At 73.3% G+C, this 13,755-nt stretch carries 16 protein-coding genes; 15 read left to right on the forward strand and 1 reads right to left on the reverse strand.

What is annotated here, in order from left to right:
• Window positions 1-118 precede the first annotated feature (118 nt).
• Window positions 119-1,087: a glycosyltransferase gene (locus tag VGB14_04570; GenBank protein HEX9992182.1), complete on the reverse strand. Its 969-nt coding sequence runs from the start codon at window positions 1,085-1,087 to the stop codon at window positions 119-121.
• A 29-nt stretch (window positions 1,088-1,116) separates the two neighbouring features.
• On the opposite strand from VGB14_04570, the gene VGB14_04575 reads away from it, so the two are divergent.
• The 15 genes from VGB14_04575 to atpC all read left to right on the forward strand — a co-directional run bounded on the left by VGB14_04575 (window position 1,117) and on the right by atpC (window position 13,692).
• Window positions 1,117-1,683, forward strand: coding sequence for a hypothetical protein (locus tag VGB14_04575; protein ID HEX9992183.1), 567 nt, complete (start codon window positions 1,117-1,119; stop codon window positions 1,681-1,683).
• A gap of 15 nt (window positions 1,684-1,698) precedes the next feature.
• Window positions 1,699-2,940, forward strand: coding sequence for a serine hydroxymethyltransferase (glyA, locus tag VGB14_04580; protein ID HEX9992184.1), 1,242 nt, complete (start codon window positions 1,699-1,701; stop codon window positions 2,938-2,940).
• A 209-nt stretch (window positions 2,941-3,149) separates the two neighbouring features.
• Window positions 3,150-3,392 (forward strand): hypothetical protein, encoded by a 243-nt coding sequence (locus tag VGB14_04585; GenBank protein ID HEX9992185.1) that lies wholly within the window; start codon window positions 3,150-3,152, stop codon window positions 3,390-3,392.
• 82 nt (window positions 3,393-3,474) lie between these two features.
• Window positions 3,475-4,950, forward strand: coding sequence for a sugar transferase (locus tag VGB14_04590; protein ID HEX9992186.1), 1,476 nt, complete (start codon window positions 3,475-3,477; stop codon window positions 4,948-4,950).
• 54 nt (window positions 4,951-5,004) lie between these two features.
• Window positions 5,005-6,105: an MraY family glycosyltransferase gene (locus VGB14_04595; GenBank protein HEX9992187.1), complete on the forward strand. Its 1,101-nt coding sequence runs from the start codon at window positions 5,005-5,007 to the stop codon at window positions 6,103-6,105.
• 174 nt (window positions 6,106-6,279) lie between these two features.
• Entirely contained in the window at window positions 6,280-6,543 is a 264-nt protein-coding gene (locus tag VGB14_04600) for an AtpZ/AtpI family protein (GenBank protein HEX9992188.1), read from the forward strand.
• Complete coding sequence (locus VGB14_04605; GenBank protein HEX9992189.1) at window positions 6,540-6,965, forward strand: ATP synthase subunit I; 426 nt, start codon at window positions 6,540-6,542, stop codon at window positions 6,963-6,965. The genes VGB14_04600 and VGB14_04605 overlap by 4 nt, the downstream gene beginning before the upstream one ends.
• Before the next feature lie 3 nt (window positions 6,966-6,968).
• Complete coding sequence (gene atpB / locus VGB14_04610; protein ID HEX9992190.1) at window positions 6,969-7,733, forward strand: F0F1 ATP synthase subunit A; 765 nt, start codon at window positions 6,969-6,971, stop codon at window positions 7,731-7,733.
• Between the two features lie 8 nt (window positions 7,734-7,741).
• Window positions 7,742-8,005 carry an ATP synthase F0 subunit C gene (gene atpE / locus VGB14_04615; protein ID HEX9992191.1) on the forward strand — a complete coding sequence of 88 codons (264 nt, stop codon included), beginning with the start codon at window positions 7,742-7,744 and terminating at the stop codon, window positions 8,003-8,005.
• A 17-nt stretch (window positions 8,006-8,022) separates the two neighbouring features.
• On the forward strand, window positions 8,023-8,724 hold the full coding sequence (gene atpF, locus VGB14_04620; protein ID HEX9992192.1) for a F0F1 ATP synthase subunit B: 702 nt from the start codon (window positions 8,023-8,025) through the stop codon (window positions 8,722-8,724).
• The gene (gene atpH / locus VGB14_04625) at window positions 8,714-9,241 is read left to right on the forward strand and encodes an ATP synthase F1 subunit delta (GenBank protein HEX9992193.1); all 528 of its coding nucleotides are present in this window, start codon (window positions 8,714-8,716) and stop codon (window positions 9,239-9,241) included. Before atpF ends, atpH begins: the two co-directional genes overlap by 11 nt.
• Before the next feature lie 16 nt (window positions 9,242-9,257).
• On the forward strand, window positions 9,258-10,817 hold the full coding sequence (gene atpA / locus VGB14_04630; GenBank protein HEX9992194.1) for a F0F1 ATP synthase subunit alpha: 1,560 nt from the start codon (window positions 9,258-9,260) through the stop codon (window positions 10,815-10,817).
• Window positions 10,818-10,822: 5 nt separating this feature from the next.
• Entirely contained in the window at window positions 10,823-11,836 is a 1,014-nt protein-coding gene (locus VGB14_04635) for a F0F1 ATP synthase subunit gamma (protein HEX9992195.1), read from the forward strand.
• Window positions 11,833-13,290, forward strand: coding sequence for a F0F1 ATP synthase subunit beta (atpD, locus tag VGB14_04640; GenBank protein HEX9992196.1), 1,458 nt, complete (start codon window positions 11,833-11,835; stop codon window positions 13,288-13,290). The genes VGB14_04635 and atpD overlap by 4 nt, the downstream gene beginning before the upstream one ends.
• Before the next feature lie 12 nt (window positions 13,291-13,302).
• Complete coding sequence (gene atpC / locus VGB14_04645; protein ID HEX9992197.1) at window positions 13,303-13,692, forward strand: ATP synthase F1 subunit epsilon; 390 nt, start codon at window positions 13,303-13,305, stop codon at window positions 13,690-13,692.
• Window positions 13,693-13,755: the final 63 nt, after the last annotated feature.

The raw sequence follows: 13,755 nt of genomic DNA on the forward strand, positions 1-13,755 counted from the left end.
GCCGCGCCCGGTCTGCCCGGCGTGGTGCTCGGCGTGGCCGCCGGCGCCGGCGTGTTCCTCGTCGCCGGCGGGCTGCTGCGGGTGCTGTCGCGGGAGGACGCGGCCTGGCTGCGGGGCGCTACCGGACGTGCCGCTCGTCCGCCCCGAGCAGCGCCGACCGCCGGAGGTCCCGGGCCCGGAGCAGGCGCCCGGTGACGGGCGGGGCGACCGACAGCGCCCTCGCCTTCCACACCAGCCGGCGCTCGCTCGGCGACAGCGCGGCCGCCCGCCGCAGGAGGGTCGCGGCCTCGCCGTAGCGACCGTCCCGCAGGGCGGCGTCGCCCCGGCGGCCGAGCTCGCGCGGCCCCGGCCCGGCCAGCCGGCCCTCCACGTAGGCCCGCTCCTCGGCGGTCAGGTCGGTGCGGGCGGCCGCCTTCTCGAGCACGGCCCGGACGGCCGCGTCCATGCGGTCGGTGGCCGTCGACAGCCCGGTCGCCCCCCACCGGTACAGGGCGAGCGGCCGGGGCTGGTGGGCGACGGGCACGCCGGCCAGCACGGCCCGCATCCAGAGGTCCCAGTCCGACGCCCGCTCCAGCCGCTCGTCGAAGGGCCCCACGTCGTGGAACAGCGAGCGGGCGCAGAGCGACATCATCGACACGAAGTTCTGCTCGAGGATGGCCCGCCGCTGCTCGCCGAGGCGGGGGAAGCGGCCCTTGTGGCGGGTGTGGCCGGGCGTGATCCCGCCGGGGAACAGCCACCACGCGTTCGCGGTGACGATCCCGCCGTGCGCCTCCCACCGCTCGACCAGCGCCTCGAGGTGCTGCTCGAACAGCAGGTCGTCGGCGTCGCAGAACGTGACGAGCTCGCCGGTGGCCGCCTCGACGGCCCGGTTCCTGGCCGCGGCCACGCCCACCCCGCCGGTCGAGAGCAGGCGGACGCGGTCGTCGCCGAAGGCCGACACGACGGCCGCCGTGCGGTCCGTCGACCCGTCGTCCACCACGATCAGCTCCAGGTCGGAGAACGTCTGCCACAGCACGGAGGAGACGGCGGCGCCGACGGTCGACGCCGCGTCGCGGGCCGGGAGGACGACGCTCACCCTGGGCGGCACGGCGGCCAGGCTAGGAGCAGGCCGCCGGTATGCTCGCCGCCATCGAGATCCTGGTGCTCTGCACGGGCAACATCTGCCGGTCGCCCATGGCCGAGGCCCTGCTCCGCCACCACGTGGCGGCGCGAGGGGTGGACGCGACGGTGTCGTCGGCCGGCCTGCTGTACGACGACGCGGAGGCGTCGGCCAACGCCGTCACCGTGCTCGGCCGGCGGGGGCTCGACCTGTCGGCCCACCGCAGCAGGAAGATCACCGCCGACCTGCTCCAGCGCCCCGACCTCGTCCTCGCCATGGAGCGCCGCCACGTCCGGGAGGCGGTCGTCCTCGCGCCCGCCATCTTCCCCCGCACGTTCACGTTGAAGGAGCTGGTGCGCCGGGGCGAGCGCATCGGGCACCGGCTGCCGCACGAGTCGGTCGCCGCCTGGCTGGGCCGGGCCGGCCTCGGTCGTCGCCCGTCCGACGTGCTCGGCGCCGGCACCGACGACGACGTGGAGGACCCCATCGGCCGCCCCGTCGAGGACTACCACCGCACCGCCGACGAGCTCGACGACCTCACGAGCCGCCTGGTCGACCTCCTCTGGGGGAAGACCGAGGCCTGACCCAGGGAGCCCGCCATGCCGTGGCCGACGGAGCCGGACGACGAGCTGCAGGCGATCCTCGACCGCGAGCTGGATCGCCAGAACACCACCCTCCAGCTCATCGCGTCCGAGAACTTCGCCTCCCCGGCGGTGCTGGCCGCCACCGGGTCGGTGCTCAGCAACAAGTACGCCGAGGGGTACCCGGGCAAGCGCTACTACGGCGGCAACCGGTACATCGACGAGTCCGAGGAGCTGGCCAGGACGCGGCTGAAGGAGCTGTTCGGGGCCGAGCACGCCAACGTGCAGCCCCACGCCGGCGCCAACGCCAACCTGGCCGCCTACCTGGCCCTGCTCGAGCCGGGCGACACCGTGCTCGGGATGAGCCTCGACCACGGCGGCCACCTCACCCACGGCTCGCCGGTGAACGCGAGCGGGAAGCTGTACCGCTTCCTCGCCTACGGGGTCACACCGAGCGACGAGCGCATCGACTACGACGAGATCCGCGACCTCGCCCGCCGCGAGCGGCCGCGCATGGTGGTCGCCGGGGCCACCGCCTACCCGCGGGTGATCGAGCCCGAGCCGCTGCGCGAGATCTGCGACGAGGTCGGCGCGGTGCTGCTGTTCGACGCCGCCCACATCGCCGGCCTCATCGCCGGCGGCGCCCACCCGTCGCCCGTGCCCTACGCGGACGTCGTCACCCTCACCACCCACAAGACCCTGCGGGGCCCGCGCGGCGGGGCGATCCTGTCTCGGGCCGAGCACGCCGCGGCGATCGACAAGGCCGTGTTCCCTGGCCTCCAGGGCGGGCCGCTCGAGCACGTGATCGCGGCGAAGGCGGTCGCCTTCCGGGAGGCCCTGCACCCCTCGTTCCGGGACTACGCGCACGCCATCGTGGCCAACGCCAGGGCGCTCGCCGCCGGCCTCGCCCGCGAGGGCTTCCGGCTCGTGTCGGGCGGCACCGACAACCACCTCATGCTGGTCGACCTGCGGCCCTTCGACGAGGGCCTGACCGGCAAGGAGGCCCAGGCCGTCCTCGACCGGGCGGGGATCACGCTCAACAAGAACACGATCCCGGACGACCCCCGGTCGCCGTTCGTCACGAGCGGCGTCCGCATCGGCACGCCCGCCGTGACCACCCAGGGCATGGGCGAGCAGGAGATGGCGCTGATCGCCTCCCTGATCGGCCGGGCGCTGCGCCATCGCGAGGACGAGGCCGAGCTGACCGCCGTCCGCGACGAGGTCGGGACCCTCTGCTCGAAGTTCGCGCCGTACCGCTAAATCTTCGTTTCGGTTCCGCGATCCGGCATGCCGGGCGGCCGAACGGGTACGCCACGACGGGAGCATCGGCCGCGCCGCGTGAACGTCACTCTACGTGACAACGTCTGACCACGTGACGTAGTCTTGCGAGCAGCGGACGAGGTGGTCCGGGTGGAGGGGAGCAGCGGGCGATGGGCAGCAAGGGTGCCTCCGGGGCGAGGAGGCGGCCGGTGCGTGGGGCGGTGGCCGTGGTCCTGATGGCCGTTGGCGTGGTGCTCGCGGCGCTCGCCGGCCCGGCCGCCGCCGCCGACGGGCCGGCCGGCGCGGCGCCGGCACCGCCGCCGACCGAGGCCCCGGGCGACGAGCCCCTGGCCGTCAGCGGTGGCGACGTGGTCGGCCTGGTCGTGATCGGGGCGGTGGCGGTGGCCGTCGGCACCGTGCTGGTGGTCGCCCGCCGGAGGGCCGTGCCGTGACGGCAGGTGCGACGGCCCCCGGCGCCGAACGAGGAGTGCGAGACATGGAAGGAGGTGGGCGACCCGCTCGTGCGGGTACGGCATGGCGATCCTGAACATCACCCATGACCCGGCGCCAGCGCCCCCGCCCGCTCCGGCACCCGACTTCGGCCCCGCGCCGAAGGTGCGCCACGGTGTGTGGTCGCTGCGGGCCGTCGTCGACGCCGGCGCGCTCGTCGCCGGCGTGGCCGCCGTCGGCCCGTCCGTCGGCGGGCTGGCCTACGCCCTGCTCGGCCTGGTCGCCCTCGTCGTCGCCGGCGCCTACCGCCGCCAGCTCGCCCTCTCCGTGCTCGACGAGGTCGGCCGCCTCCTGCAGTGCCTCGCCGTGCCCGTGGTCGTCCTCGGCGCCCTGTCCCCGATCGTCGGCCTGCCCCAGGGGTTGCCCCTGCAGGCCGCCGTCACCGCCGCCGCCCTGGTGCTGGGGCGGTCGGTCGCCTACTCGGTCGTGCGGCGGGCCCGGCGCCTCGGCCGGGTGGGCGACCGCACGGTGGTGGTCGGCGCCGGTGCCGTGGGCCTCGAGATCCTGCGGCTGCTCGACGCCCACCCCGAGTACGGCCTCCGGCCGATCGGCGTGGTCGACGACGTCCGCGACGAGCCCGGCCTGCCCCTGCTCGGCGCCCTGGGCGACCTCCAGGACGTGATCGAGCGCCACCAGGTGCGCCGCCTGATCGTCGCCTTCGGGCCGACCGGCGAGCAGGAGCTCGTCGAGGTCCTCCGCCAGGTGTCGTCGCTCGACGTGGACCTCCACGTCGTGCCCCGGTTCTTCGAGCTCGGGCTCGTGCCCGGCGGGCCGGGCGTCGAGCACCTGTGGGGCATCCCCGTGTACCAGGTGCGCCGGGCCGCGCTGCGGGCCGCGGCGTGGCGGTGCAAGCGGGTGATCGACGTCGCCGTCGCCTCCGCCGCCATCGTGGTGACGTCGCCGGTCATGGGCGCCGCCGCGCTCGCCGTCCGGCTGACGAGCCCCGGCCCGGTGCTGTTCCGCCAGCGCCGCACCGGCCAGAACGGCCGGGAGATCGACGTGCTCAAGTTCCGCACCCTGCGGGTGAACGACGACGCCGACATCACCTGGTCGGTGGAGGACGACCCCCGCCAGACGGCGGTGGGGAAGTGGCTGCGGCGGCTCAGCCTGGACGAGCTGCCCCAGCTGTGGAACGTCCTGCGGGGCGACATGTCGATCGTCGGCCCCCGCCCGGAGCGGCCGTTCTACGTGTCCCGCTTCCGGTCGACCGTCGCCGGCTACGACCGCCGCCACCGCCTGCCCGTCGGCCTCACCGGCCTGGCCCAGGTGCACGGGCTGCGGGGCGACACGTCGATCGCCGAGCGGGCCCGGTTCGACAACTTCTACATCGAGCACTGGTCGCCGTGGCTCGACGTGCGGATCATGCTCCGCACCGTCGCCACGGTCGTGCGGGACGCGCTCGCCGCCTGCCGCCGCGACCGGGTGCCGGCGACCGAGGTGCCCGTCGCCCCGGCGCCGGAGGTGACCGACCTGCCCGCCCCCGTCGACGCCGTCGGCTGACCCCCGCGCCGGCGCCCCGGGGCGCCGGGGAGGCCGTGGCAGCATGGCGGCGGCATGGGGCGCTACGCCATCCCCTTCCTCGTCGCGGTGCTGACGACGATCGTCCTCACCCCCCTGGTCCGCCGGGCCGCCGTCCGGCTCGGCGCGGTCGTGGCGCCGGACGAGCGCCGGGTCCACCCGGCCCCGCTGCCGACCCTCGGCGGGGTGGCGATGTTCGTCGCGCTGGTGGCGGCGATGGGCGCGGCGTGGGCCAGCGGGGACTTCGAGGAGGCGTTCGAGGGCAGCTCCGAGCCGCTCGGGATCGTGCTCGGCGCGGCCGTCATCGTGGCCGTCGGCGTGCTCGACGACCTCCGCGAGGTGTCGGCGCCGGCCAAGCTCGCCGGGATGGTGCTGGCCGGCAGCGTGCTGTCGCTGTTCGGGGTCAGCATCCTGTTCTTCCGCATCCCGTTCTACGGGATGTTCTCGCTGTCGGCCGACCTGTCGGCGCTCGTGACCGTGCTGTGGGTGGTCGGCATGGCCAACGCCATCAACCTCATCGACGGCCTCGACGGGCTGGCCGCCGGCATCACCGCCATCGCCGCCGGCGCCTTCTTCCTCTACGGCGAGCGGCTGGGCGACGTGCTCGAGCCGGGCAACGTCGGCCCGCTCGTCGCCGTCGTCGTGCTCGGCATGTGCCTCGGGTTCCTGCCCCACAACTTCCACCCGGCGAGGATCATCATGGGCGACACCGGCGCCCTCCTCCTCGGGCTGCTGATGGCGTCGTCGACGATCGCCGTGGGCGGCCGCTACGACGACCCGTTCAGCGGCCAGACGTTCTTCTTCTTCGCCCCGCTGTTCATCCCGCTGTTCATCCTCGGCGTCCCGATCCTCGACACCCTGTTCGCCATCGTCCGCCGGGCCACCCGCCGCACCGGCGTCGCCACGGCGGACAAGGACCACCTGCACCACCGGCTCATGCGCCTCGGCCACGGGCACCGGCGCAGCGTGCTGATCCTGTGGACCTGGACGGCCATCCTGTCCGGTTTCGTGCTGTACCCGACCTACACGAACGAGGGCGACGCCGCCGTGCCGTTCGGGGTCGCCGCCCTCGGCCTCGCCCTCTACACCCTGTTCCACCCCGGCCTGCGGCGGGGGGCGAGGGCCGGCGCCGACTGAGGGCCCGCCGGCCCGGGCCTCCGGCGTGCGGTGCGTCCTGGCGGCGCGACTAGGGTTCCCGCCCGTCCGGGCGTCGGGGGCCGCGCCGGGAGGAACTTGCGGCCCGCGCCGCTCCCGGCCTAGATTGAGAATCTGTTCACAAGCACCCGGCGCGGCAAGGGAGCCGACACACCAGTGGACCTGCGCGACAGGCAGGAGGCCTACAACGGCTTCGGTGAGACCCTGGCCCGCGCCTTCGAGATGGTCGCCACCCCGATCGTGTGCGGCGCCATCGGCTGGCTCCTCGACCGCTGGCTCGGCACGGCCCCCGTCCTCATGGTCGTCCTGTTCGCGCTCGCCATCGTGAGCGGTGCGATCAAGACCTACTACGGGTACGCCGCCCAGATGAAGGTCCACGAGGACCGCATCCTGCGCCGGCACCGGGAGCCGCCGTCGTGAGCGGCATGCCCGACGCCCCGCCGGTCGAGCGCCAGCTCGTCGGCGACATGCTGCGGCGCGGCCTGCCGGCCGTGCCCGTCGTGATCCTCCTCGCCGCCGCCGTGTGGGGCAGGGACGGCGCCCTGTCGGCGGCCTACGGCCTCGCCGTCGTCGCCCTGAACCTGGTGGCGTCGGCGGCCATGCTCGGGTGGGCGGCCAGGGTGTCGCCGGCCGCCGTGATGATGACGGCCCTCGGCGGCTTCCTCCTCCGCATGGGGCTCGTGCTGCTCGCGCTGCTCGCCGTCCGCGACCAGAGCTGGGTGGCGTTCGTCCCGCTCGGCATCACGGTGCTCGTGTCCCACCTCGGCCTGCTGTTCTGGGAGACCCGGTACGTCTCGGCCTCGCTGGCCTTCCCCGGCCTGAAGCCCCGGAAAGGAGCCTGACGGGTGACCTTCGCCCTCGAGTTCCCGCCCGTCAGCCACGTCATCGAGTGGCCGACCCTGTTCCTCGACGGCGCGTTCGCCGTCAACAAGGTCGTCCTGCTCATGTGGCTGTCGGTCCTGCTCGTGTTCCTGTTCTTCTTCCTCGCCGCGCGCCGCCGCCAGCTGGTGCCGAGCGGGGTGCAGAACGTGGCCGAGTCGGTCGTCGACTTCGTGACCGACGGGATCATCATGCAGACGATGGGCCCGGAGGGCATGCGCTACCTGCCCTTCCTCGCCACCCTGTTCTCGTTCATCTTCGTCTGCAACATCTGGGAGATCATCCCGGGGGCGCAGATGCCGGTGAACGCGAGGATCGCCCTCCCGGCCTTCCTCGCCATCCTCGTCTGGGCCATCTTCAACGTCGTCGGCATCCGGTCCCAGGGCCTGTTCGGCTACTTCCGGTCGATGTGCTTCCCGCCCGGGGTGCCGAAGTTCCTCTACATCCTCGTCACGCCGATCGAGTTCGTCTCGACCCTGTTCGTCCGGCCGCTGTCGCTGTCGGTCCGGCTCTTCGCCAACATGCTCGCCGGCCACCTGCTGCTCGTCAGCTTCGCCGTCATCACCGCGTCGGTGTTCGAGCCGAGCGGCCTCGCCGTCATCTGGCCGTTCTCCCTCGGCCTGCTCATCGCCCTCACCGGCTTCGAGGTGCTGGTGGCGTTCCTGCAGGCGTTCATCTTCACGATCCTGACCGCCGTGTACATCGGCGGCGCGATGCACCCCGAGCACTAGGAGGAACCTTGTCCCTGCTCAACGTCCTCGCCCAGCAGGAGGCGGGCGAGCTCGTCGACGGCCTCACCGCCGTCGGTCGCGGCATCGTCTACGGGGGCGCCGCCATCGGCCCCGGCATCGGCATCGGCATCGTCGTCGGCAACGCCATCACCGCCATGGCCCGCCAGCCGGAGGCCGCCGGCATGGTCCGCACGACCATGTTCCTCGGCATCGCCTTCACCGAGGCGCTCGCCCTGTTCGGCTTCGTCCTCTCCTTCATCGTCTCGGGCTAGGAGGCGACCGCGTGCGCATGCGAGCGCTGCTCACCGGCCTCGCCGCCGTCCTCCTCGTCCTGCTCGGCCCCGCGCACGTGGCGACGGCGCAGGAGACCGGGGGGGACCAGGGCGGCGAGCTCGACACGGGGGCCGACGCCGACCTCAGCCACGACACCGAGGAGTGCCTCGAGATCCTCGAGGACGGCGGCGAGCCCGAGGACTGCCAGGAGGCCCCGAGCCCGATCCTCCCGGCCACCGACGAGCTGATCTGGGGGATCATCTCGTTCCTCGTCCTGCTGTTCCTCCTGTGGCGCTTCGCCTTCCCGCCGCTGCGCAAGGCGATGACCGACCGCACCGAGCGCATCAGGTCGAGCGTCGACGCCGCCGAGCGGGCGAAGGCCGAGGCCCAGTCGGTCCTCGACCAGTACCGGGCCCAGCTCGACGACGCGAGGAGCGAGGCCGGCCGGATCATCGAGGAGGCCCGCCAGACGGCCGACGCCATGCGGCGCGACCTCCAGGCCAGGGCCGAGGCCGAGATCTCCGAGATGCGACGGCGGGCGTCCGCCGACGTCGAGGCGGCCAAGAGCCAGGCCATCGCCGACCTCCGGGCCGAGGTGTCCCAGCTCGCCATCGGCGCCGCCGAGGTCGTCGTCCAGCGCAGCCTCGACCGCGAGACCAACACGGCGCTGGTCGAGAGCTTCATCCGCCAGGTCGGGGCCTCGGGCGATGGTCGCTGACCGGATCGAGGGCTACGCGTCCGCGCTCTTCGAGGTCGCGTCCGTCGAGGGCACCCTCGGGGACATCGAGGACGAGCTGTTCCGCTTCGCCAGGACGCTCGAGGGCAGCGACGAGCTGCGCGACGCGCTGACCGACGCGTCGCTGCCCGCGTCCCGGCGCCAGCAGATCGTCGAGGACCTCCTCGGCCCGCGGGCGCAGCCCCTGACCACGGCGCTCGTATCCTTCGTGGTGGGTGCCGGCCGGGGGCGCGACCTGCCGGCCATCATCGACCGGCTGGTGGCGAGGGCGGCCACCTCACGCCACCACGAGGTGGCCGAGGTCCGGTCGGTGGTGGAGCTGAGCGAGGACCAGCGCACCCGGCTCGCCGCCGCGCTGTCCAACGCCACCGGGAAGCAGGTCGAGGTCAAGGTGATCATCGACCCGACCATCCTCGGCGGCCTGGTCGCCCAGGTCGGCGACACCGTCATCGACGGCTCCGTCCGCCATCGCCTGAACCAGCTACGCGAACGACTCTGAGAGGAACTCGCCGCCCATGGCCGAGCTGACGATCAACCCCGCCGACATCACCGCCGCCCTCCGCCGCAACCTGGAGGGCTTCTCGCCCGGCCTCGAGGCCCGCCAGGTCGGCCGGGTGCTCGAGGTGGGCGACGGCATCGCCCGCATCTCGGGCCTGCCCGACGCGGCCGTGAACGAGCTGCTGGAGTTCGAGACCGGGGCCGTCGGCCTCGCCCTGAACCTCGACGAGGAGTCGATCGGCGCCGTCGTCCTGGCCGTGGCCGAGCGGGCCGGCGACGTCGAGGAGGGCCAGGCCGTCACCGCCACCGGGCGCATCCTCTCCGTGCCGGTCGGCGACGCGCTGCTCGGCCGGGTCGTCAACGCCCTGGGCGAGCCCATCGACGCCAAGGGCCCGATCCGCGACGCCGTGTCGCGGCGGATGGAGGTCCAGGCGCCCGGCATCACCGGCCGCAAGCCCGTCCACGAGCCCCTCCAGACCGGCATCAAGGCCATCGACGCCATGACGCCGATCGGGCGGGGCCAGCGGGAGCTGATCATCGGCGACCGCAAGACCGGCAAGACCGCCGTCTGCATCGACACGATCCTCAACCAGAAGGGGTTGGGGGTGAAGTGCATCTACGTCGCCGTCGGCCAGAAGGGCTCGACGGTGGCCCAGACGGTCGCCACCCTCCGCGAGCGCGGCGCCATGGACTACACGGTCGTCGTGTCGGCCCCCGCGTCGGACCCGGCGCCGTTCAAGTACCTCGCCCCCTACGCGGGCTGCGCCATGGGCCAGCACTGGATGGAGAACGGCGAGCACGCGCTGATCGTCTACGACGACCTGTCGAAGCAGGCCGAGGCGTACCGCCAGCTGTCGCTGCTGCTGCGCCGGCCGCCGGGCCGCGAGGCCTACCCGGGCGACGTGTTCTACCTGCACAGCCGGCTGCTCGAGCGGGCCGCCAAGCTGTCCGACGACAACGGCGGCGGGTCCCTCACGGCCTTGCCGCTGATCGAGACCAAGGCCGGCGACGTCACCGCCTACATCCCGACCAACGTCATCTCGATCACCGACGGCCAGGTGTTCCTCATCGACGACCTGTTCAAGGCGGGCGTGCGGCCGGCCATCGACGTCGGGATCTCGGTGTCCAGGGTGGGCGGCGCGGCCCAGATCAAGGCGATGAAGTCGGTGGCCGGCACGCTGAAGCTCGACCTCGCCCAGTTCCGCGAGCTCGAGGCGTTCGCCACGTTCGGCTCCGAGCTCGACAAGGTGTCGGCCGCCCAGCTGGAGCGGGGCTACCGCCTGACCGAGCTGCTGAAGCAGGACCTGCACGCCCCCATGCCCGTGGAGGAGCAGGTGGTGTCGATCTTCGCCGGCACCAACGGGTTCCTCGACGAGGTGCCGGTGAGCGACGTCCGCCGGTTCGAGGCCGAGCTGCTCGAGTGGTGCAGGACCCGCCACGCCGACGTGCTCGACACCATCCGGACGACCGGCGCCCTCCCCGAGGGCGACGCCCTGCGGGACGCCGTCGCCGGCTTCGCCCGGCAGTTCCAGGCCACGGCCACGACCGTCGCCGCCACGGGGACCGAGGGGGACTAGCCGCCGTGGCCGGAGGCCAGGAACGCATCCTGCGGCGCCGCATCAAGAGCATCGAGAGCACCAAGAAGATCACGCGCGCCATGGAGCTGATCGCGGCGTCGCGGATCGTCAAGGCGCAGCAGCGCGTCGCCGCCGCCCGGCCCTACAGCGAGCAGATCACCGAGGTCATCAGGAACCTGGCGGCCGGGGGCGCCGGCCTCGACCACCCGCTCCTGCGCCAGCCCGACGAGGTCCGCCGCATCGGCTACGTGGTCGTCACCGCCGACCGCGGCCTGGCCGGCGCCTACAACTCCAACGTCATCAGGGCGGCCGAGCGGTCGATGCGCAGGGAGCAGGCCCAGGGCCGGGAGACGCCGCTGTTCGTCGTGGGCAAGAAGGCGCAGTCCTACTTCCGGTTCCGCGGCTTCCCGGCCGAGGACGTGTTCCTCGGCGTCACCGACCAGCCCCGCTACGAGCAGGCCCGCCGGATCGCCGAGGCCGTCACCGGCCGGTTCGACGCCGGCGACGTCGACGTCGTCGAGGTCGTCTACACCCAGTTCCTGTCGGCCGGCAGCCAGCGCGTCGTCGTGCGCCGGCTCCTGCCCCTCGACGCGTCGGCCGTGCGGGAAGCGGCCGAGGCGGGCGCCGAGGGGCCGTCGGCCGCCTACGAGTTCGAGCCCGACCCGTCGACCATCCTCGAGCGCCTGCTGCCCCGCTACGCGGAGGCCCGCCTGTTCGCCGCCCTGCTCGAGGCGTCCGCGTCGGAGCACGCGGCCCGCCAGCGGGCCATGAAGTCGGCCACCGACAACGCCGACGACCTGATCACCAACCTGACCCGGGTGATGAACCGGGCCCGCCAGGACGCCATCACCACCGAGATCATGGAGATCGTGGGCGGGGCCGAGGCGCTGCGCCAGAGCGCGGGCGGGGACGGGGAGATCGACCTCCACCTCGACCGCACCGGCAGCATCGACTTCTTCCCGGACACGTTCACCACGTCGCCGCCGGCCAGCCAGCCGACCCGAGGAGCGCCCGCATGACCGTCACCGAGAACCAGCCGACGACCACCGAGCCCACCGAGCGCAAGGACGGCCGGGTCGTGGCCATCGCCGGCCCCGTCGTCGACGTCGAGTTCCCGCGCGGCCACCTGCCCGAGATCAACACCGCCCTGACGATGACCCTGGAGATCGACGGCACGCCCGTCGTGGTCACCGCCGAGGTCGCCCAGCAGATCGGCGAGGGCCGGGTCAGGGCCATCTGCCTGAAGCCGACCGACGGCCTCCGCCGCGGCGCGCCCGTGCACAACACGGGCAGGGGCATCTCGATGCCGGTGGGCGACGCCGTCCTCGGCCACGTGTTCAACGTCATCGGCGAGCCCCTCGACACCCACGGCGAGCCGGTCGAGGGCATCGACGAGTGGTGGGAGATCCACCGCGAGGCCCCCGCCTTCGACCAGCTGGAGCCGTCGGCGCAGATGTTCGAGACCGGCATCAAGGTCATCGACCTGCTCACCCCGTACGTGCAGGGCGGCAAGATCGGCCTGTTCGGCGGGGCCGGCGTCGGCAAGACCGTCGTCATCCTCGAGATGATCAACCGGGTCGCCACCCTGCACGGCGGCGTCTCGGTGTTCGCCGGGGTGGGCGAGCGCACGAGGGAGGGCACCGACCTCTGGCTCGAGATGCGGGAGTCCGGCGTCATGGACAAGGCCGCCCTCGTCTACGGCCAGATGGACGAGCCGCCCGGCGTGCGCCTGCGGGTGGCCCTGTCGGCGCTGACGATCGCGGAGTACTTCCGCGACGTCCGCCAGCAGGACGTGCTGCTGTTCGTCGACAACATCTTCCGGTTCGTGCAGGCCGGCTCCGAGGTGTCGACCCTGCTCGGCCGGATGCCCTCGGCCGTCGGCTACCAGCCGACCCTCGCCGACGAGATGGGCGAGCTCCAGGAGCGCATCACCTCGACCAGGGGCCGGTCGATCACCTCGGTCCAGGCCGTGTACGTCCCGGCCGACGACTACACCGACCCGGCGCCGTTCACGACGTTCACCCACCTCGACGCCACCACCGAGCTGTCCCGCCAGATCGCCGCCCTCGGCATCTACCCGGCGGTCGACCCGCTCGCCTCCACCTCGACCATCCTCGCCCCCGAGGTCGTCGGCGAGCGCCACTACAACGTCGCCCGGCGGACCCAGGAGGTGCTCCAGCGGTACAAGGAGCTCCAGGACATCATCGCCATCCTGGGCCTCGACGAGCTCTCCGAGGAGGACCGGGTCACGGTCAACCGGGCCCGCAAGGTGCAGCGGTTCCTGTCCCAGCCGTTCAACGTCGGCGAGGTGTTCACCGGCCTGAAGGGGGTCACCGTCCCGATCGAGGAGACGGTCGAGAGCTTCGAGATGCTGGTGGACGGCGAGCTCGACGACCTGCCCGAGCAGGCCTTCCTGAACGTCGGCAACGCCGAGTCGGCCAGGGCCAAGGCCAAGCAGCTGGCCGAGCAGTAGGCGGTCGGCGCCGTGCCCCTCGAGGTCCAGCTGGTGTCGCCCGAGCGCATCCTGTTCTCGGGCGACGCCGACATGGTCGTCACCCGCACCCTCGACGGCGAGGTCGCCTTCCTCGCCGGCCACGCCCCGTTCATCGGCGCGCTCGCCGAGCACGTCGCCCGCGTGCACCTCGCCGACGGCACCGTGCAGCGGGTCGCCGTGCACGGCGGCTTCGTCGAGGTCAGCGCCAACCGCTGCACGCTGCTGTCCGACGTGGCCGAGCTGCCCGAGCACGTCGACCTCGAGCGGGCCAGGCGGGCGAGGGAGCGGGCCGAGGCCCGCCTCCGCGAGGGCGACGACGCCGAGGCCGAGGCCGCCCTCCGCCGGGCCATGGTCCGCATCGAGGTCGCCGAGTCCCGCTGACCCCGGGCGGTCCCGTCGCCGTCGCGGACGGCGGCTGGGGTCAGCCCGAGGCGATGAGGGCGA

The sequence above is a fragment of the Acidimicrobiales bacterium genome, assembly GCA_036399815.1.
In the GTDB taxonomy this organism is placed as follows: domain Bacteria; phylum Actinomycetota; class Acidimicrobiia; order Acidimicrobiales; family DASWMK01; genus DASWMK01.

Bases quoted from the DNA above. Each gene is read 5' to 3' on its own strand.
- VGB14_04595 (HEX9992187.1), top strand. From the start codon at position 5,005: ATGGGGCGCTACGCCATCCCCTTCCTCGTCGCGGTGCTGACGACGATC.
- atpH (HEX9992193.1), top strand. From the start codon at position 8,714: ATGGTCGCTGACCGGATCGAGGGCTACGCGTCCGCGCTCTTCGAGGTC.
- glyA (HEX9992184.1), top strand. From the start codon at position 1,699: ATGCCGTGGCCGACGGAGCCGGACGACGAGCTGCAGGCGATCCTCGAC.
- atpD (HEX9992196.1), top strand. From the start codon at position 11,833: ATGACCGTCACCGAGAACCAGCCGACGACCACCGAGCCCACCGAGCGC.
- atpA (HEX9992194.1), top strand. From the start codon at position 9,258: ATGGCCGAGCTGACGATCAACCCCGCCGACATCACCGCCGCCCTCCGC.
- atpF (HEX9992192.1), top strand. From the start codon at position 8,023: ATGCGAGCGCTGCTCACCGGCCTCGCCGCCGTCCTCCTCGTCCTGCTC.
- VGB14_04575 (HEX9992183.1), top strand. From the start codon at position 1,117: ATGCTCGCCGCCATCGAGATCCTGGTGCTCTGCACGGGCAACATCTGC.
- VGB14_04590 (HEX9992186.1), top strand. From the start codon at position 3,475: ATGGCGATCCTGAACATCACCCATGACCCGGCGCCAGCGCCCCCGCCC.